Annotated in this window: 19 protein-coding genes; 7 read left to right on the top strand and 12 right to left on the bottom strand. The window is 36.8% G+C overall.

What is annotated here, in order from left to right; translation table 11 throughout:
• Nucleotides 1–12 precede the first annotated feature (12 nt).
• Together EHQ47_RS12575 and EHQ47_RS12570 are read left to right on the top strand one after the other, a co-directional pair.
• On the top strand, nucleotides 13–891 hold the full coding sequence (locus EHQ47_RS12575) for an acetyltransferase (RefSeq protein WP_135746739.1): 879 nt from the start codon (nucleotides 13–15) through the stop codon (nucleotides 889–891).
• Entirely contained in the window at nucleotides 888–1,928 is a 1,041-nt protein-coding gene (locus EHQ47_RS12570) for an SMP-30/gluconolactonase/LRE family protein (RefSeq protein WP_135746740.1), read from the top strand. The genes EHQ47_RS12575 and EHQ47_RS12570 overlap by 4 nt, the downstream gene beginning before the upstream one ends.
• A 4-nt stretch (nucleotides 1,929–1,932) precedes the next feature.
• Here the strand turns inward: EHQ47_RS12570 and EHQ47_RS12565 are convergent, their stop codons facing one another.
• A complete protein-coding gene (locus EHQ47_RS12565; protein WP_135746741.1) occupies nucleotides 1,933–5,034 on the bottom strand; it encodes a right-handed parallel beta-helix repeat-containing protein in 3,102 nt (1,033 codons plus the stop codon).
• Nucleotides 5,035–5,120: 86 nt separating this feature from the next.
• On the opposite strand from EHQ47_RS12565, the gene EHQ47_RS12560 reads away from it, so the two are divergent.
• On the top strand, nucleotides 5,121–5,747 hold the full coding sequence (locus tag EHQ47_RS12560; RefSeq protein ID WP_135694082.1) for a trimeric intracellular cation channel family protein: 627 nt from the start codon (nucleotides 5,121–5,123) through the stop codon (nucleotides 5,745–5,747).
• 197 nt (nucleotides 5,748–5,944) lie between these two features.
• On the top strand, nucleotides 5,945–7,465 hold the full coding sequence (locus EHQ47_RS12555; protein WP_135746742.1) for an HDOD domain-containing protein: 1,521 nt from the start codon (nucleotides 5,945–5,947) through the stop codon (nucleotides 7,463–7,465).
• Nucleotides 7,466–7,476: 11 nt separating this feature from the next.
• On the opposite strand, the gene msrA is transcribed toward EHQ47_RS12555, so the two are convergent.
• From msrA to EHQ47_RS12535, 4 genes are read right to left on the bottom strand one after another with little or no spacing between them, the layout of a single operon-like run.
• Nucleotides 7,477–8,169, bottom strand: a complete 693-nt coding sequence (msrA, locus tag EHQ47_RS12550; protein WP_135777287.1) for a peptide-methionine (S)-S-oxide reductase MsrA — start codon at nucleotides 8,167–8,169, stop codon at nucleotides 7,477–7,479.
• A 48-nt stretch (nucleotides 8,170–8,217) separates the two neighbouring features.
• Nucleotides 8,218–8,745: a hypothetical protein gene (locus tag EHQ47_RS12545; RefSeq protein ID WP_135746753.1), complete on the bottom strand. Its 528-nt coding sequence runs from the start codon at nucleotides 8,743–8,745 to the stop codon at nucleotides 8,218–8,220.
• A 54-nt stretch (nucleotides 8,746–8,799) separates the two neighbouring features.
• Nucleotides 8,800–9,165: a TSUP family transporter gene (locus EHQ47_RS12540; protein WP_135746744.1), complete on the bottom strand. Its 366-nt coding sequence runs from the start codon at nucleotides 9,163–9,165 to the stop codon at nucleotides 8,800–8,802.
• The gene (locus EHQ47_RS12535; RefSeq protein WP_135777286.1) at nucleotides 9,162–9,875 is read right to left on the bottom strand and encodes an MBL fold metallo-hydrolase; all 714 of its coding nucleotides are present in this window, start codon (nucleotides 9,873–9,875) and stop codon (nucleotides 9,162–9,164) included. The genes EHQ47_RS12540 and EHQ47_RS12535 overlap by 4 nt, the downstream gene beginning before the upstream one ends.
• 146 nt (nucleotides 9,876–10,021) lie before the next feature.
• Between EHQ47_RS12535 and EHQ47_RS12530 the strand changes: the two genes are divergently transcribed.
• On the top strand, nucleotides 10,022–10,366 hold the full coding sequence (locus EHQ47_RS12530; protein ID WP_135777285.1) for a rhodanese-like domain-containing protein: 345 nt from the start codon (nucleotides 10,022–10,024) through the stop codon (nucleotides 10,364–10,366).
• Between the two features lie 17 nt (nucleotides 10,367–10,383).
• Here the strand turns inward: EHQ47_RS12530 and EHQ47_RS12525 are convergent, their stop codons facing one another.
• The 3 genes from EHQ47_RS12525 to EHQ47_RS12515 all read right to left on the bottom strand — a co-directional run bounded on the left by EHQ47_RS12525 (nucleotide 10,384) and on the right by EHQ47_RS12515 (nucleotide 14,324).
• Nucleotides 10,384–11,580, bottom strand: a complete 1,197-nt coding sequence (locus tag EHQ47_RS12525; RefSeq protein ID WP_135746747.1) for a diguanylate cyclase — start codon at nucleotides 11,578–11,580, stop codon at nucleotides 10,384–10,386.
• 115 nt (nucleotides 11,581–11,695) lie between these two features.
• Nucleotides 11,696–13,276 (bottom strand): methyl-accepting chemotaxis protein, encoded by a 1,581-nt coding sequence (locus EHQ47_RS12520; RefSeq protein ID WP_135746748.1) that lies wholly within the window; start codon nucleotides 13,274–13,276, stop codon nucleotides 11,696–11,698.
• A gap of 208 nt (nucleotides 13,277–13,484) precedes the next feature.
• Entirely contained in the window at nucleotides 13,485–14,324 is an 840-nt protein-coding gene (locus tag EHQ47_RS12515) for an SGNH/GDSL hydrolase family protein (RefSeq protein ID WP_135777284.1), read from the bottom strand.
• Between the two features lie 138 nt (nucleotides 14,325–14,462).
• On the opposite strand from EHQ47_RS12515, the gene EHQ47_RS12510 reads away from it, so the two are divergent.
• Nucleotides 14,463–15,428: a hypothetical protein gene (locus EHQ47_RS12510; protein WP_135746750.1), complete on the top strand. Its 966-nt coding sequence runs from the start codon at nucleotides 14,463–14,465 to the stop codon at nucleotides 15,426–15,428.
• A 90-nt stretch (nucleotides 15,429–15,518) separates the two neighbouring features.
• Here EHQ47_RS12510 and EHQ47_RS12505 read toward each other — a convergent pair whose 3' ends face one another.
• On the bottom strand, nucleotides 15,519–16,118 hold the full coding sequence (locus EHQ47_RS12505) for a TetR/AcrR family transcriptional regulator (protein ID WP_135746751.1): 600 nt from the start codon (nucleotides 16,116–16,118) through the stop codon (nucleotides 15,519–15,521).
• Nucleotides 16,119–16,218: 100 nt separating this feature from the next.
• Here EHQ47_RS12505 and EHQ47_RS12500 point away from each other — a divergent pair, with 100 nt between their 5' ends.
• A complete protein-coding gene (locus EHQ47_RS12500; protein WP_135746752.1) occupies nucleotides 16,219–16,689 on the top strand; it encodes a nuclear transport factor 2 family protein in 471 nt (156 codons plus the stop codon).
• A gap of 60 nt (nucleotides 16,690–16,749) precedes the next feature.
• On the opposite strand, the gene EHQ47_RS12495 is transcribed toward EHQ47_RS12500, so the two are convergent.
• From EHQ47_RS12495 to EHQ47_RS12485, 3 genes are all read right to left on the bottom strand, one after another.
• Nucleotides 16,750–17,613 carry an AraC family transcriptional regulator gene (locus EHQ47_RS12495; RefSeq protein ID WP_135750059.1) on the bottom strand — a complete coding sequence of 288 codons (864 nt, stop codon included), beginning with the start codon at nucleotides 17,611–17,613 and terminating at the stop codon, nucleotides 16,750–16,752.
• Between the two features lie 64 nt (nucleotides 17,614–17,677).
• The gene (locus EHQ47_RS12490; protein ID WP_135750060.1) at nucleotides 17,678–18,070 is read right to left on the bottom strand and encodes a VOC family protein; all 393 of its coding nucleotides are present in this window, start codon (nucleotides 18,068–18,070) and stop codon (nucleotides 17,678–17,680) included.
• Between the two features lie 177 nt (nucleotides 18,071–18,247).
• Nucleotides 18,248–19,753 carry an LA_3751/LA_3752 family putative glycosyltransferase gene (locus EHQ47_RS12485; RefSeq protein ID WP_135777283.1) on the bottom strand — a complete coding sequence of 502 codons (1,506 nt, stop codon included), beginning with the start codon at nucleotides 19,751–19,753 and terminating at the stop codon, nucleotides 18,248–18,250.
• Nucleotides 19,754–19,792: the final 39 nt, after the last annotated feature.

Genomic DNA, 19,792 nt, shown 5'->3' with positions numbered 1-19,792 from the left:
TAGGAGTTTATTTTGGGATTAATCATTGCTTATATTTTGTTTCTTTTGAATTTAATGTCGATCATACCTACCATGTATCCGCTATATATCTGGAAGTTGGTAACAACAGGCTCATGGAGGAGATTCGGTGACAGGTTACTTTTGAAAGTCGGAGAGGCATGGATTGAAAATAACTATCGAATTTCAAGAATGTTATATGGAGTACAATTTGAAGTAATCGGAGAAGGTTATAAAAACTTAAAACAAGACGGAAGGTATATGATTATCTGTAACCACCAATCTTGGTCTGATATTTATATCATCCAATCAGTTTTGAACCGTAAAATCCCGCTGATTCGATTTTTTATTAAAGATTCGTTAAAGTATGTCCCCATACTTGGGCACGCTTGGCTTGCTTTGGATTTCCCTTTTGTCAAACGAAGTAGCCGAGAACAATTGAAAAAAAATCCAGAACTTGCCACCAAAGATTTGGAGAATGTCAAAAAAGTTTGTGAGAAGTTTGCCGGTATGCCTTTTTCCATTTTGAATTTTCTGGAAGGTCACCGAAGAACACCTGAAAGAGTTCAAAAATTATTAAAGAAAAATCCCTACCAAAATTTACTACGTCCGCATAGTGGGGGGATTTCTGTTGTCTCCACTGCGTTAAGAAATTCGCTTGATGCTTTTATCGATTTAACGATTGTTTATCCTACAGAAAATCCAAGTTTTTTAGATTTGATGCGTGGTAAAATTCGAAAACTAAAGGTGTTTGTGGAAGTGATCCCAGCTCCTCTTGTACCAGTCGAAGAGAACGAACAGTTTGCACCAATGTCCAAAAAAATGAAACGTTGGGTTGATGAACGTTGGGCTTTAAAAGATGCATTGATCACAAAGGAGAAACAACCAAAATGAAATACTTTCTCACAAATCTATTTGTTCTCTTATTTTTTGTTTCTTGTAGAACATTTGCTCCGGTAGCTTATGAACCTCCTATCAAACCGGAGATGGTCGGCATGTATGCACAGAATACGGACTTACAAAAGTCTATACTTCTTGCCATTGGAAAGGTAAAGGGATTGGAATCTTTGGAAGTGGATGCCGATGGAAATATATATGGCGGGGACAAAGATGGTCGAATCATCCGGATCACTCTGAAGGGTGAAATAAAACCAATCGCCTATACAGAGGGGAGACCTCTCGGGATTCAGTTTGATAAACAAGGGAACCTCATCATCGCAGATGCTTATAGAGGCCTCCTTTCTTTAGATAAATCAGGAAAAATAACAGTTTTAGTTTCGGAATACAAAGGAAAACCTTTTAAATTCACTGATGATTTAGATATAGCACAAGATGGGAAAATTTATTTTTCTGATGCATCCATCTATGAACAAAAAGAATATCTTTATGACCTTCTAGAAGCAAGACCTTATGGAAGAGTTTTTGTTTATGATCCCAAAACCAAAGAAACTGTTTTACTGGCAGACGAATTATACTTTGCTAATGGAATTGCTTTGTCAAAAACAGAAGACTTTCTTCTTGTAAATGAAACATATCGATATAAAATCACAAAACTTTGGTTAAAGGGACCCAAAAAAGGGACTAAAGAAACGGTGATCGAAAACTTACCAGGTTTTCCAGACAATATCACAAGAAATGAAAATGGAGAATTTTGGGTGGCATTGTTTACGGTAAGGAACGATCGAATGGACAATATGCACCCATCCCCAGTAGTCAAAAGAATGATTTCCTTTCTTCCTAAATTTCTTTGGCCAAAGGCAGAACCTTATGGATATGCAATGAAAATTGATGGAAATGGAAAGGTACTCATGACCTTACAAGATCCAGGTGGCGAACACCTAAAAGAAGTCACAAGTGTCCTAGAAAAGAAAAGACAGTTGTATATTGGCAGTCTTTACAATGATCGTGTAGGGATTTACGTTCTGCCTTAATTAATTAAGGCGTACAAGCAAATTCGTATTCAACTGCCCCAAGACTCACGGCTCCGTCCCCACCAGGCCGTGTTCCTGCCCCATTATAACTATCAGTTAATATAATGTTTGGTGACTTTGTGATCAGGCAAGATGTCGCAGATGTCGGTGTGTAAACGGCTACTGGTCCAAAGTCGTCAACAAATTTAGGGTCTAGCTTTAAATTATTTCCAAAGTTTCCAACAATTCCGAGAGGGGATGAACATGCTACTGTTGTATCTGGGATTCCTCCTGGACAAATTTCCTTATAACTGAGACTGTTATTGATTACCATCTCCGCACAGTTATGAAATACATTGTATTTAATGGCAGTCTGTGCGCCAGGACCCGAATTGATGATACAGGCATTCCCACTTATATTGTTGTTAAGTAATAAAATATTATTTTGAATATCAGTAGAGTTTGTTGGTGTTCTTAAAAATATGGGTGTTCCCTTACCAGCAACTGAAGTGGCTCCACCGGAAATTGAATTATGGTAGATCCTTAGACCAGAAAAAGAGGCTATCACTTCAATCCCAAATGAATTATAACTACTTTGAGCTGGGCCATTCTGAATCCAATTATTGGCAATCAGTACGTTGGAAGGAGTATCTAGGTTGATTCCCGCTGTTGTTGTTGAAGTGGTCGTGCCAGTTGAAGTTCCAAGCCGAATATGATTACCCGCAATTCGAGAAGTTGCCGTTGGGCTATTGAGCTTAATTCCATATAATGAAGCTGAAGACGATGAAATTGCGTTTCCACCTTCTATCGTGTTGTTCTCTATTGTCGATGTTCCACCTCCAGTCACATAAATCCCTGAAGCTAATGAATTTCCTGTGGCATTTTCTGCTTTTCCGATATTAATTAAATTTCTTCGAACCACATGCCCACCTGCAGAAAGAAAAATTCCATGTGAGTTTGTCACTCCGTTACCAGAGATGATGATATTGCCTTGCGTAGGGGAACCAATTTCAATCGCAGAAGCCACCTGGATTCGCATTCCTAATGAAAAATTTCCTTTTCCTGCGTTCAGTCGATTCCCAGCTAACGTTCCATTGGAACCAGCACTTGATCCTGAAGTTACCTCAAATGCAATGCTATTTGAAGTGGAACCGACGCTCGTATCTAAATCTTTACTTTTGATTTCATTCCCACGGATATTTGACACAGTGATTGTGGAAGATCCAGAAAATTGGATACCTTTTGAATTTGCTGAATTGATAGTGGAAGTTCCACCTGAAATCGTATTCATTAGAACAATTGGTGAAATGGGAGTTGTGGAAGCCATAGACAAACCAATGGCAAAACAGCTTGTAGTCGTCGTACATGTACCTCCGTCAATATTGTTTAAAATAAGGTATGGATTACTATTATTTGCAAAAACTCCATAAGTACCGCTAATCCCATATCCAGCAGAAATGGTGTTATTAATCAATCTTACATTGTTAGTGGAATCTAAAAAAACACCGGCCATATAAGGGGCTGTGTCGGGTCCTCCCACTATATTAAATCCAGAAATGGTAACGTTACTTGTGATTGTAGCATCTCCGGTAATAGCAGCACAAGGAGAAGTTGCTGTTGCAACAGCACAGCCTGCAGGAGTTGTATCCATCAGTATCACAGAGGAATGAGAATTTGGGTCCCAAGTTCCAAAATTAGATCCTGGCACATAACCGCCGTAAAGTGAAATTCCTGAGACAAGTTGGATGGTTCCACCCACAAAAGCCGGATCGTAGGATCCACCTTCAACAAGGACAGCACAATCACCAGCAGGACATCCTCCGAAACTATCGATTGCCACTTTGATATTTCTTTTGGGAGTGAGTGGTGTGAGTCCATCATTTGCATCATTCCCTGTGGTATCAGCCACATATCTAAGATTGGATGGAATTAGATACAGTATATTTACTACCGAGGAAAGTTGGTAACCTCCAACACTATTACAATTGAGAGTCAGAGTTCTATGTCCACTCATCCAAGAGTCAGTGGCAGCAGGGGTAACAGTGAGAGTATCGTTTGTTAGGTTAGTTGTCGAAACACTATATTGAATTGGCAAACTATTGTTAGTATTTAACAACGTACCAGTTGAAGCTGTACAACTACCTGCGTTGATTTCGTCAGAAAACTGCAACCTTATACTTTCTAGAGGTTTGAGAACTCCTCCATTCGAAGGTCCAATACTTAATACACTAAAACAATTGGCAGTGATAGGTATGTTTCCTGTGACAACTCCTGTTGTTGAAGAAAGGGTGCATTGGTGACCTACCGGTGTTGAAAGAATTTGAAGGCTATAGCTGTTGTTTGTGACAATATTTGTTGGGAATCGTTGGAGCCCGTTGGTGTTTATCGTAATAAATTCCGAGTTATTATTGCGGATTGTCAAAGTACCTGAGCTTAATCCCACAGTGGTGACTTCAATAGGAAAGGCAATCGAAGTACAAGCAATTGAAATATTGGTAACATTCGTTCCGGCTAAGACTCCCGTACCGTTTGTAGTCACACAGTTTTGTACAGGATGGTTTGGCTGAGTTGTTACGGAAACATTGTAGGATGTTCCATCTAAATATGTTTGGGTGAAAGCAAAGGTTCCAGAAGCTAATGCAACACTGAGAGTAGAACCATCGACCGAATTGGTCAATACGAGGCCAGTGATTCCATCCAAACCGGTAATGGTTCCACCAATTGTATAACGTAAAGGATCACAATTGATCACGATGGATGTAACATTTCCAAAACCAACCACTCCCATTCCACCACTTACGGAACAAACTTGTGTGGGAAGACTTGGCTGTGTTTTAATGGAGACGTCGAAGTTCGAACCAGTCGTAAGAGTTTTTGTAAATTCATAATTGCCATCTGCATTGACAATGAGTGTTTCGACCCCTGAATTTAGATTGATTGTTAGCCCTGAGCCAAGCAGACCAGAAACAGTAAAAGAAATTTTATAAGGTCCTGTATTGACTAAACTTCTTAATTGCAAAAAATCGCTGACTGATTGCATAAGTCCCTTGGACAAACTGGGAATACAAGCCTGGAATAAAAAAAAGGGAACAAGGATCACAATCCTAAAAAATTTGGCAGGCGACATCATTTTCTCTATTCTATACAACAACTAAAGGGTAGAAACATTGTCATTTTATTTCCGTCTAATTTACTAAAAGTAGGATAAAAACTTTGGAATTTAGTTTTTCTTATTACATCGGACTTTCTGGAATCATGGTATTTACTATATCTGGGGCGCTTGCTGCTTTGGAGCATAAAGATCACCACCATGACCTATTCAGTGTTTTTTTTACTGGATTCATCACTGCCATTGGTGGAGGAACTTTGAGAGATATTACTTTAGGGAATTATCCAGTTTCATGGGTAAGAGATGAGAATATCCTTTGGGCCATTTTTGTAGGTTTTTTACTTGTGATCCTTTTGCCAGGGATACTGGCTAAATTAAGAGATGAATTGTTTTTATTCGATACTTTAGGGATAGGAATTTATACAGTCCTTGGAACAAGAATTGCTCTAGATCACGGCGTTAATTTTTTTGCCTCCGCCCTTCTTGGAATGATCTCTGCAATTTTTGGAGGAGTCATTCGAGACACACTGATGAATGAAGTCCCATTTATCTTTCGCAAAGAAATATACGCTACTGCTTGTTTGGTGGGATCTGTTTTGTATATTGTTCTAAATGAATGGAACCTAAATGCCAATTGGAACTTAGTAATCTCCGCAACAGTCGTCGTTGGAATCAGAGTGGTTGCTGTTCGTTATAACTTGGGTCTTCCTAAGATCAAAATATTTGATTAATTAGTACGCATACGTAGTAAAATCACGGATTAAATGTATCTTTGTTTTCGTACTTACCGCAAGAATTTTAACCTTTCGCTGTTTTATTGTTAAACGCTTGCACTAGCAAAATATTTCCTTTCAATGGAGTTGGAGTATTGTTATCAACATAGACTTAGGGAATTCCCTTTTGATACTCCTTCTTAACTTGAGGTATTATGGCAAGTCCAAAGGCTGTCACATTAGAATACAAACAAGACTTAGGTCTTCATTCAAATATCGATGATATCAATCATCCCATTTTAGAAAATGCACCATTTCATTTTAAATTTTTTCAAATTACTGATGAAGTAGAAAATACTTTATTTCAAGTATTGGATCGTTTTTTGTTACAGCTTGATCTAATCATCGTTAGAGACTCTGTTTTGGCTGCAATGAAAGAAACAGTGACAAACGCAATCAAGGCAAATGCAAAACGTGTGTTTTTTAAAAACAGAGCTAGTAATATCGAAGATCAAAACGAATATGAAGCCGGTATTGTAGAATTCAAAAAAACATATCTTGAAAATCGAGAAATCATAGAAGACTCTCTTCAAAGAAATAATTTTGGTGTTTTTGTTTCCTTTATCCATAACAAGAGTTTGATGCGTATTCGCATCATGAATAATGTACAACTCACTCCCGCAGAATCTGCTCGAATCAAAGAAAGAATCGATAAGGCAAAAACTTATAACGATTTAGCAGATGCATTTATGGATATGTCAAATGAACAAGAGGGTGCAGGTCTTGGTTTGATCATGACACTTATGATGTTACGTAATGATGGATTGGGTGACTCTGCCTTTAAGTTTGAATCCAGCGAAAACAAAACTGTGTTTATGATTGATATTCCTTCTAAGGTTTCCAAAGAGAACCAACAGTTGGAAAAAATAGACAATATTGTTTCGCAAATTGATAATCTTCCTACTTTTCCAAAAGCGATTAAAGATATCCAAGATGCCATTGATAAACCAAACTCAAGTATTGGCACAATTGCGGAGATGATTAAAAAAGACATCGCTCTCTCTGCCAATATTTTAAAACTTTCGAATTCCGCTGCATTTCGACGCGGAGGAAGAGTTGAGAGTTTAGATCGAGCCATCCAACTCATTGGACTAAAAGAACTACAAACGTTGCTTTATAGTCTTGGAACAAAACAAATGTTAGAGGATAAGTTCCCTGCATTTACTGCCATTTGGGAAAAATCGAACGAATCTGCTTTTTATTGTAAAGCCATTGGTCAAAAAATGGGTATGAACAAAGCAGATCTTAGTAATTTGATTGCAGCATCTCTTCTGCATGACATTGGTGAAATTTTGCTTTTATCTTTTGACAAACAACATATGTCAAAAATTAAAACTTATTCCAATTCAAGAGAAATTGCATCTACTATCAGTATGGAAGAGTCCGCCATAGGTATCACACATTCAAAGTTAGGTGCAATGGTCGGTGAAAAATGGAATTTCCCAATTCTTTATACAAAGGCTATGGAATTTCACCATCGTCCTCTCCTTGCAGACGATGTTTATGCGGATATTGTATTCCCGATTTATTTGAGTGATATGATGATTTCCATTAATGCAAAGGAAGCAAAAACGTCAGAGATTTCAGCTGAAATTCTAAAACTTTGTAAGTTTCAATCTAAATCTGAATTTGATTCTTTCCGAACAAAAATTAGAGAGCAGTTTTTATCTTATTAAAAACCATAAGATCATTTTGATTCATCCAGTGATTTTCTGTATAGATTGTATCTGGATTGGAACTCTTGGTATCTTGGAATAGAAACTGCCTGAACATAAGATTGGTTAGGATTGTTTTTGATAAAGTTTTGGTGATATGATTCTGCTTGGTAAAAATCTTTTAGTTCTTGGTATTCCGTAACAATTGGGTTTTTCCAAATTTGTTTTTTCTCTATTTCCTTTTGAATCGATTTTGCTATTTTTAACTCCAACTCGGAAGAGTAGAATAAAATGGATCGGTATGAAGATCCTTCATCTGGTCCTTGCCTATGAAAAGTAGTGGGATCGTGTGAAAGAAAAAAAATTCTGCATAGTTCTGCAAAATCAATTTTTGATGGATCGTAATACACTAGGACTGTTTCAGCGTGGCCTGTCGTTTCTGTGTTTACTAATTCATAATTGGGGTTTTTTGTATGTCCACCAGCATAACCCGAAACAACTTCTGTAACTCCAGGAATGGATTCAAAAATATGTTCGGAACACCAAAAACAACCTTCCGCAAAGGCTGCCATTTTTTGGCCTTCCTTTGGCTGTAAGGAAAGTTTTTCTGTCTCTATTTTTTTCTCAGAAAAACGTTGGCATTGGAATTGTAGTAAGGCAAATACAAATACAAAGGCCAAAATCGAAAGAGGTAGGGTTCGAAACTTTTTTGTAACTGATTCCATACCCTATTAGATTGGTTTGCCAATCATTTGAGAATCAAAAGAAAAAAGTTATGGAGGAGTTACGTCTTTTTCTTCAGGAAAGGGAGTGTGATGGGGATTTACCCCTCTATTGGTTCCCCCACTTCGATAAACAAAGATACCTTTTGAACCGGAAAAACTTGCCATTGGTTTGTAAAAATTTTGTTTGATGAAGTAACCTAGAATGGTCACAGAAAGGGAAACAGTATAAATCCAGGTTTCGGTATGGCCACCATATCCAAACACAAAGGAACCGGAAAGAATGAGTATCTGGCTTAGCAGCCAAACAGTAGTTCGGTTGAGGAGGAAATGATACCAACCAATTTCTGTGATTTGATTTCGAATGCCCTGTAACAAAATTCCAACAACGGGAATGCGAAGTAAAAAGCCTAAAAGCCCAAAAACAACTATAAAGATCAGAAGTAACCAAAAAGAAGAGAAAACAAGGTTCCACCAAAAAAGGAATTGGAGCGGGGGAATGAGTCCGGCCGGCCAAGAAAAGTTGGCGGAAAAAAAGGAAATAAGAATCCAAAAGAATGTGAGATAAAAACCGAACACGAGTGAATGGAAACTGAAAACCAATGTTCCTGCAAGGAAAAATTTATTTCATTTTTACTTCGGAAAAAAAATCATTTTAAGGCCAACGATCACGGTAAAGATTCCAAAAAATCGGGATAGAGTGGTTGTATCAATTTTGGATGCCATCCCTGCGCCAAAAATACTTCCAAGAATAAATCCTGCACTGATAAAAGCAGCAGCAAAGAGATTGGTTTCTCCTCGTGTATAATAAATATAAGCTGCCACAATTCCAATGGGGGGAACCATTGCTGCCAGTGTGGTTCCTTGGGCTAGTTTTTGATTAAATTCAAAAAAATAAACAAGGGCAGGGACAAGGAGGATTCCACCTCCAATCCCTACAAGCCCACCAAGAATTCCTGCACCTACGCCTAACAATAAAAATAAAATTCCTAGACTCATGATACTTTCCCACAGGCACGATTGGCTGGCACTGCTTCATGAATTTTTTTTGGTTCCGGAAGGTTCAAATTGTCCATAATTTCTTTAAACTCTTGGAGTGATTTTCCAACGATTCTTGGATTCAATCGTTTTTCCTCTCCAATGGTTGTGGAAAGAAATCCTTTGTAATCATGTCCTGGTAAGACGATTGTTTCATCCGGAAGTGAAAATAGTTTTTTTGTGATAGAATTGTACAATTCGTCCGCACTTCCACCTTGGAAGTCTGTCCGCCCGCATCCACGTACGAAAAGTGCATCCCCAGAAAAAAGATATAAACCATTTAACAGAAGAGAGATGGAACAAGGAGTATGACCAGGTGTATGAATGACTACAAACTTAAGATTCCCAACCTGAAATGAATCTCCATCTTTCAAAAATTTAGAAGCACAAACAGCACCTGAGTTTTCGGAAGCATAAGATTCACAATTGGTTTTGTCCCTCAAATTTCCTGCTGAAGTGATATGATCTGCATGCATATGTGTTTCTACAGTGAGGGATAGTTTATATCCAAGTTCTTGGATATAGTTTAAGTCTCTTTCTAAACGTTCGAGTACTGGATCAACAAGAACGGATTGTTTGGATTTTTGATCGAGGATTAGATAGGTCCAGGTTCCCGATTCTAAATCATAAAGTGGTCGAATTTCTAAATTTTCTTTGGGATTGGTAATCATATTAGAAACATCTCTCCTTTTGGTCCAAAGGCAATGGACCGCCAAAATTTAGGGTTAGAATGGATGTAAATACCATACCCCCTATAGTATAGGGATTCTCTTGACGAAAATTCCGGCAACTAGAAATTGGAAAAAAAGGAGAAAGTATGAAATCTTTCCTGATTTTCGGAGCCATCATTGGGTTCCTCTTTGTTTTTGTAAAACGCATCCAATCCAAAGGAGAAAAAGATATGGTAAAACAATGGATTCAAAATGGGGCAGTTGTTGTTGATGTGCGAACCCAGTCAGAATTTGCAGAAGGTCATTATTCCGGTGCGATGAATATTCCTGTGGATGTTCTTCCGTCTCAAATCAATCGATTGAAAGACAAAGGGGCAAAAATTATTGTTTATTGTCGATCTGGTGCCAGGAGCGAAAGAGCCAAACAAATTTTACAAGCCAGTGGTTACTCCTCTGTTTTGAATGCAGGTGGTCTTTCCGATATGCCATAGCGGCATCGATTTATTTTTTATGATACGGCACCGGTAGGAATCTTTGATTTGTATCGGTGTAAAGTATACAAGTCAGAAAGTTTGGATTGGTCTTCGACTGAGAGTTCCAAAAATTCAGCAGCCATATGGTACTTGTGAAATCCAAATTCTTCTTTTCTGACTACTTTGATCTTTGCATTGATTTCTTGATTGGTGTCTGATTCACGAAGTTTGACATCGAAGGATTCGTTGAGTGTGATATCATCTTCCGTATCAAAGGCAATCCCTGTTACGGAAATATTTTTAGAAATGGTTTTGAGAGTTTTATCTGGTAGAATGAAAAGGAGTTCTAGGTTGGCATCAAAACGCAAACTACTTCTTTTTTCATTGGAATAAGCCACAATTTGATTTTTGCCGGAGTATTTGGCTGTATACAAGGCACGGTCTGCTAAGTCATACATCTCTTCGCAAGTTTTGACTTTTTCAGGATAAGATACAATCCCCCCGCTAAGTGTCACAGACTTACCGCTAAGTTGGATGGTGCGACAAGCTTCCAAAAGTTTTTCTGATGCAATGAGTGCTTGTTCTTCATTTGTTTGTGGAAAAATCACTGCAAACTCTTCACCGCCAATGCGGCAAGCTGTGTCTTCCATTCTTAAACAAGATGTTATCTGTTTTGCAACCTTTGTTAAAATTTCATCACCTGTGGTATGACCATAGGTATCATTGATTTTTTTGAAATCATCAATGTCCATGATAAGAAGAGTGAGGTTTTGATTGTATCTTGTGGATTGTTTGAATTCTCGAATGAGTGCGGTTTCGAAATGCCTACGGTTGTATAATCGAGTGAGTTCATCAACTAATATCAGTTTTTCGGTATCAGCAAAGAGTTTCATCTCTATAGTTTTTGGATTTTTGATTTTGGGATTGATGTTGGTAAAATAATCAAATAAAGCAACTCGAAAGCCCACTTGGCGGCCCATACATTGGTTGAGTTTGGTTTGGTTTTGGATGATTTCTGACCAAACGAATTCGGATTCATTTTCTGAAATTTCAAGTGAAGTGAGGACTTTTAAGATCGCTGAATAAATTTGTGAATCTTCTAAATGGTAGGCAGGAAGTTCTTTGATTCTTTGGAATAGAAACTCCTCATGATTTGGATTTTCCTCCAAAATGGCCATGATGGTATCTTCGATTCTTTGACCAGGGCGGTCTGTTGCATTGGGTTTTAACATAGCACGGTAAAGGTTATCAATTTATTTCCTACGATTTCCCAAAGTTTTAGAAAAGGCACCTGTTGTAAAGACAGGTTTTATCCCTAAAACTCCGTTCAGAATAGAGGGAAATCCCTTAGTTCAATGTTAGCTGTTTGGATTGGGTATGGATGGCATTGATCTCCTCATAAAGGAGTTGTACCGAATCCGCAAGTTTTTGTGTGGTTTCATCAATGGTGGTAATCGCATGATTGATTTCTTTACTACCAGACATCTGTTCTTGCGCAATCACACCAATTTGTTCGGATAGAACATGTAATTCGGAAAAGGTTAGTCTTAGTTGTGAATTTAAATTCTCTTGTTCAGTGACATGACCTTCTAAACTTAAAATTTCGCTTTCGATTCGAAGTAATTCTTGGTTCTGGCTTTCCACTTGGGTTTTGACTTCTTTTGAGTATCTGGTACCTTCATTGATTTTGATCCCGGCATCTTTCACAATTTTTGCAATTGTGCCTGCATTGGATTGAGAACGTTCAGCAAGTTTTGCAACTTCTTGAGCAACGACCGCAAATCCACGTCCATGTTCTCCAGCTCTTGCGGCTTCGATAGAAGCATTTAACGCTAGTAAGTTGGTTTGATCAGCAATTTCCGACATCATTTGGTTGATTTCTTCCACTTTTGAAAAAGCTTGGTTCAGTTCTGAGTAAATACTATTGAGTTCTTCAGAGGAGGTTTTTACTTTTTTGCTAAAATCAGCAGAGAGGCTTACATCCTTTGCGATTTGAGTGGTTTTGTTTTTTACGTTTTCACTAATATTTTGAAGAGATAAAAAGTTTTGATCTACAATTTTTACACGAGCCACTTGGTCTTCCACAAGATTTGCCGAACTAATTGCCGAAGAAGAAAGTTCTTCTACGGAAGCAGAGATTTCTTCCACAGAAGCCGCTTGGTTTTGAGATTGGTTGTGTAATTCATCCGACATGGATTGTAATGTATCTACGGAAGCAGCAAGAGTATTGGCAGACTGTTCCAATTGGATGGATTTGTTTGAAATAAAGTTTTGTTTTTCTAACGTTTCTTTGAGTTTTGTTTTAAGGTCGGATTGCATTTCCCGAATTAGGGCCACTACGAACCGTAAACTGAAAATCACTCCAAAGAAAAAAATTACCTTTTGTACCTCTGTGGCAACGATGACATGGTTTGCTCTTAACATATCAGGGCTAGGTTTACCCACAAGGGCCGCACCAAGTTTTGCTGATAAATAAATACCACCTAAGTATAAAAAGGTGGAAATGATCCCTACCACCACCACAAGTTTAGATTCGAAAAGAAAACTGGAATAAATGGCAATAAACACAAAAATAATGTAAAAGATACCTGCGTTGATTGTATTACTTGCATCACCTTTTGTATAATTATTATAGATGTCTAAGTAGAAGAAACTAACCAAAATGAGTAGGTCGATGAAGATAATGGTAAAGGCCCATGATTTTGAAATTTCTTTATCTTTTCGTAAATAATATCCCGGAACAATTCCATTGAGTAAAAAGATGAGAGAGCCAATAAAATTTGGTATAAAACTTTTCGTGGCAACATTGGCAGCAACTCCTAAAAGAAACACTGCACTCAATCCGTACTTTGTGTACACAATGAGTGAAACCCCTTTCCGAAAGAGAGTTCTCTCAAATAGACTGATTTCGTTTGTTTCTGCGGACATTCCCTAATCTCCTTTCTGGATGGTGGAGGAGGCGATTCCCGTAGAAATCACCACACACCCAGTTCTACTGTAACAAGATTTATACTCTCTTTGACGATAAAAAATCTATATTTTCATTCTGATGTTAGAACTTGCAGTCACGAATAGTCAGAACTTTCCTTCCTTATCTGCTTAGAAAGAGATTAAGTATCAATTAACGCTATGATTGTTATTTTTTTCCAACGAGGATTTCTTCTAAGGCCATGTCTTCTAGAATTTTTCCTCCACGTTCGTTCAAATGAATGGCATCGGTTAAATAATAATATCCATTGGAATCACCTAAATCATTCCAACTGGAAGTGGAAGAATAGTATTTCAAAATTGTCCAATACATTCCCCAAGTGCCTTGGATATAGGGTTTCCGTACATTCAGTTTGGATTCATCCAGTCCTCTGGAAAGTGTTTCATGAAGTGGTTTGTAAATTGCTTTTTCTTTGGTGACCACTTGTTTGGTGAGTTCTGCAAATCTTTTTGATCTTTGGAATGGAATGGAGTTTGGGTCCTCTCCCAAAACGGGTGGAGAAAAAACAACGAGTTTTGTTTTGGTATCTTTTTGGATAGTTTGGATGATTTTTGTTAGGTTGCGAACAAAACTTTCTTCTGTCACTGGATCTTTTAATTTCCAAAGATTTGCATATCGATTGTATTCCTCTTCCGAAAGTGTGGCTTTTAAATCGTTGGTTCCAATCAGGAGGAAAACAATATCAGGATTGATTTGTTTTACATTCTCAAGTTGTTCAAGAATTTGAACCGTCAAACGACTATTAATTCCTTCGTTGATGATTTGGTAATCTGCTAAAGAAGGGTGCTTTGCAATGGAAGCCACATAATCGTAACTAACACGACCATGAGTGATGCTATCACCGAGAAATACAATCTTCGGACTTTTGTTTGATTTTGTTTCAACTGCCGCCTTGAGATTGTTTGCTGGCACTTTTGTTGCTTGGAAAATAACGCAGGACTCAAATAATAAAAATAAGAGAAGCCAAAGTTTTGCTAGGTGTTTCATGGTTTTTGATGGTAATCAAAAACAAAAAAGGAAAAAGCAAAATTTGAAAAACGAACAGAAAATATCGAATATTTATGCATTAGAGAATTTGACTAAGAATTGTGAAAAATGATAATTTGTCTTTTTGCAGGTAATCAAATGAAATTAGTCTTTTTCTTTCAGATTTTAGTTTTCATATTCTTTTATTCATGTTCTTCTATAAGAGATAAAAATTCACCTAGGAAAGCGAGTCCTAAAGCAATTGAAAACCTTGAATGGTCCGGTTACATCGGATTAATGAATTGGTATGAAGCAGCAAGTCAATGCAGCGCAATTGGAATGCGTTTGCCTACATTTACTGAAATTCAAGATTCTGAATCAAATGGAATCACTAAAAGTTGGCATGAAGATATTCTGAATTATCTGAACCAAAAAAAAATGGAAATCAGCGATAACACAACTTTCGATATTTATTGGACATCAACTCCAGATGAAAAGGGCAATCAGGGTATTTATTATGCATATTCTTTTGAAAGTAAAGCTTATTTAAGTAGAGGGACTGCTGTCAGACAAGTCCGCTGTTTACGTGGTAAATCAGAAAGAACTTATACTCAAACTTGGCTTACAAAAACATATAGAGGGATCTCATTTTTCCCAAAGAAGAGACAAATTGTAAAATCAATGGTTATTGCCGTTCCTGAAATAACGGATCGATATGATTCCATTCAAGCACAGCTAAAGTATCCAATCTCTTTTTTTAAGGCGGATTGCCAGCAAACGTCTGAATGTTTTTCTTTATTAATTGATGTTTCCGTTATTCCAGAAAAAACCAAAAATTTCAAAACATTGGTTGAAGAGTCTATTAAAAAAGATTTTGGTTCTCCACCTAACCGAATTCAGGCTTGGGAAACTAATCTAAAATTTAAGACGGATCCTATGGCAATATACTTTGGGCAAGGCGAATTAGTTGGAAATAAAGCAATTGCCTTCTTCTATGACAAAAAAAATGAAGAAACCTATCGTGTTACGATTAACATGATTTTTATGCCTAACTTTTCACAAGAGGATTGGGATAAAATTATTTTACACGTTTTTATGACATTAGATAGTATTCAGATCAATTAGCTGAAGGTAAAATTCATTGTTCTGTTCTTAAGATTGAATTGAATTTCTGCTCCAATACAATCTTAAGAACAGAAAATATCGACTCCCAAACTACTTGAGTGTTCGTAAAAATCTTTCTAACCAAGGTTTTAAATTTTGGAATTCTGGTTTTTCATGTTTCAGTAACAAACGAAAATATAAGGATCCATAAAGGATGTCCATACAGACATCAATTTCCTCGTCTGACAAAACTTGAATTTGTTTGGATGAAATGGCAAAACGAAAGAATTGTTTGGCTGCATCTCTTCTGGGGAGTAAATAATTTTCTAAAATTGATTCGGAAAGTTCGTTATCTTGTTGTCCTGCACCAATAAGTGTGGATATCACTCGCCCAAATTTACCAGTGAATACGCCGGAGAGAGCTTCCATTTGTTCTAAGAGTGCTTTCTCAAAAGGTATTTCTTTTGGAAATTCCAAATAAGGTGAAATCATATGAGTGACTGTGTTCATCGCCAAATTTGCTTTGTTAGGCCACCTTCTGTAAATAGTGGTTTTGGCGACTCCGGTTTCCTTTACAATATCATCGATGGAAAAACCATGATACCCTTTCTTTGCTAACATTTCATATGTTGTTTTTAAGACCAAGGGTTCTAAATCTTCCGATCTGGGGCGACCCGCAGTTTTTGAAGCCATTTTCTTTTTTACAGCCATAAATCAAATTTTTTTAAAAAAGAATTGACTGTCAAGTATATTCCGATACCGCTAGTATCGAATAACGATACTGTTGGTATCTTAATTCGAGGAGATTAAAATGAAACCAGTTTTGGTACTAGCTACTTTGCTATTAGGAAGTGTTGGATTGTTTGCAAAATCTGCATCACCTACCGGGGAAAAGGTTTTAGAAACCTTTTTTAACGAATTTGGAAAAGGAAACGCAACAGGAGTTTTGAATTGTTTTCACCCACAAACAATCATTACGGCCGTTCGTAATGAAAATCGAAGTGAGAATCAATTGTATGGAACTTACAATGGCATTGCTGGTGCCGAGGAGTTTTTAAAGAATATGGGTTCCCAGTTGGATACAAAGCGTTTTCAAGTGGATCAGATTGTTGGTAAAAAAGATTGGGTGTTTGCGAGTGGAAGTTTTTTGCATACCATCAAACAAACAGGCAAACCTTTTGAAAGTGAATGGGCATTGAAGATACAAATCAAAGATGGAAAAATTCTTTCCTACCACTTTTATGAAGATAGTGCTTCTTTTGTGGTGGCTTCTAAAAAATAAAAAACTTAAGTATTAAGAACTTTTGTTTGATGCTAACCAACTTTGGGAACTAAAGATCCATCAACGAATTGGAAAATAGATATCCGTTATGCGTTTATCATCCAGTTTTTCCTGAGGATTCAAATAACATTCCCAAGGTGGTTGGTTTTTTAATTTGTAGGATGTTGTTTTTATGTAATCATTCAAAATCCAGTTATAAATTTTGGGTAAATTATGGTAACTACCTTGGTACCGGATTTGTAAATATTTTCCACCCGGTATGGACCCAATTCCAAATCCTTCTGGAATTGGGTTTTGTGAAGAACCCGCAGTAATTCCTAAATCAAATCGTATTTTTCCTTTGGGTGAAATTTCAGGGTCATCTTGGCTAATACCGATCCATTTGTGGTTTGAATAGGAAGGACTCCAATTTTGAATGAAAGATTGTAAGGAGAGAACTTCCTTACTCCCCGCAAGTGGTCCAGGAAGTTCTTCGTAACTTCCTATATGGCGGACATAAACAATTGGAAAAGTAGAAATGATTTTGATTTGAAAACCGAATTTTGAAATACCATCGGGAATTGTTAGGTGGTTTGTTTTCTTTTTTATATTTTTTTTCTTTTGGAACTGTTTTCGAAACTCGGAGGGAGTAGAACCAATCACTCGTTTGAATGCTTTTGAAAAAGCTTCGTGAGATAAAAAACCAGTTTCGATCGCTATTTCTAAAATGGGGAAGTTTGTGATTTTTAATTCGTATGCTGCTTTTTCTAAACGTAACCTGCGGATGTATTCTTTGACGTTTTCCCCTTGGATGGATTTAAATAATCTATGAAAGTGCCAATCACTATAACCTGTAAAAAAAGCAACTTGGTTCAGACCAATGGTCTCATTCAATTGTTTTTCTAATTTGTTCCAAACGGGATAGAGGTTAGGTGGTTTTGGCACGGAGGAACCTTTTTTCTTTCCAGAAGAAAGGTAAAAAAGTTTCCTCGGTTTGTCTTTCTAAATTTTAGTTTGAATTTCTTTCTTGAACAATATCAATCCCAATTCCATTGGGATCCACTAAGGTAAAGTGGACATCTCCCCATTCCTCAGTAGTGAGAGTTAGGTCGATGGGTGCTTTGTTTTGTTTCATTTTCTCAAATTCTTTTGTTACATCTTTTGATTCAAAAATAAACCAAACACCCTTTCCTTGGTAAGAATTTTGGAAATAGGGTTTTCTCACTTGTGGTTGGTTAGGTTTCATGATTGCCAATTCTACCTCTGGACGATTTGGTAAACAAAGTAATACAAACCAATCCGATTCAAATTTTGTGATTAAGCCCAACCATTTTTCGTAAAATACTTTTGTTTCTTCTAATTTTTCAGTGATGATCCCCGTTTGGATTTGTTGGAATTCCATATTCTCTCCTTAAGATAATTCTATCTTACAGGAGTTTGAATTCCATACTGGATCGTTTTTGCGATTTTTCTTTGGGCGCATCGCATATGCGACCATGCTCTTTGCTCCAATCTTTGCTTTGCAAAGGATTTCCGCTGCGATCATTTGCGCTTTATGTACTCAACATTGAGCGGTTTATTAATTTGTCTTTAGGCATCTTCGACTTAGGATCCTTTTTGAACGTTCTTCATCCATACATCTATATCCATGTAGACTTGATTCTGAAATAATTGAATCATATATTCCTTTCTCATACTGATTGTATTTGGTCTGTTTTTCAACTGTAGTAATCAAAAATTCGTTTAGTGATTTTTTTTCTATGTTATAAAAGAGATATTTAACTAGATAAGGATTTTTAATACAAAGCACCTTCTTTTCAATTAAGTCTAAACCATAAGCACCTGATAAAAGTTCGCTCGTAGTAACAATTAATTCTGAATTCATAGGTTTTATTTCTTTCTTTAATTTTGTGAGTTCCTTGTTTGCGAAAAAGAAAATGGCGGAAATAACGAGAGCACATATAGAAGTCCAAATAGAAAGAATATAGAAAATTGTTTTTTTCTTTTGTATGTTTTCTATTTGTTCATTTAATATGAAAGATAAAGGATATACGAGCAACAAAAGATATCTACCTGTTAAGGTAATACCATCATTTGGAGAAGTGATCCCCACGATTAAAAGGAATATCATCGATATACAAAAATGATAGAATAATGTCTGATTCTTTTGTAATTGTTCTTTGCGCAACTGGATCAAAGCAAATAAAAAGATTGGACTTTGTAGAAAAAACCCCAAAGACCACCCTTCTGGTTTTGGGAATGTCAATGACATCGAGAGGAAAATCATGATTTGATCCCAAATGGATCTAGAACTATAGGCCATAGTTGCTAAGTAACGTGTTCCCATTGGATGCGAATAACTGTATTGGTTCCAGAGAAGGAATGATGACAAGATTAGTAAGAAAATAATGTAGCGAATGGGATTAAGAGTTTGGATAAGAGATTTTTTTTCGATGAAAAAATCAATTATGAATATAGTAACTTGAATAGACGCAAAAAATAACACAGCTTCAAGTCGAAACCAAATGGCTAAACCAAGGAAAAAGTTACCTAGAAACCAATGTTTAGTATTCTGATTTTGAAAGGCTTTCAGTAAAAAAATATACCCATAGCCAGAAAGGAGCAGGAAAATCGCATTTTCAGAAAAATCAATGAGTAACGGGAATACAACTGTTCCGAATGTAACAAATATTAATACAGAGGTTTTGATAGAGTCGTTATTTAGAAGTTTAAGAAAGCCTAGTAAAAACAGAAAGTTTAGGAAGGGAAGAAATTGAAAGGGTATAAATCCGAATAACGAGTAGATAAAGGTAAATGCAATTGGATAGTTCCCGATTAACCTTTCTTGGTTTTGGAAAACAAATCCTTCGTTAAACGGACTCAGAAGAAATAGGGGATCAAACTCGTAGGCAGGATAAACAATGCTCTGAGTTTGCCATTGTTGTTTCCAGAGTGAAATGACTTGGATCATTTTAACGAGCGGATCTGATAAATAAAAACTATCTACTTGTACGAGAAATTGAACCAAAGGTAAAACAAGTGATAAAGCAAATAAAGTGACGTTTTTTTTCTGTAGGGTAACCACTTGTCATTTCTTAACTTTTTTTCGAAATTTTGCAAATAT

It is taken from the genome of Leptospira bourretii (assembly GCF_004770145.1).
GTDB lineage: Bacteria > Spirochaetota > Leptospiria > Leptospirales > Leptospiraceae > Leptospira_A > Leptospira_A bourretii.
This window is presented reverse-complemented; position numbering and strand designations above follow the sequence as displayed.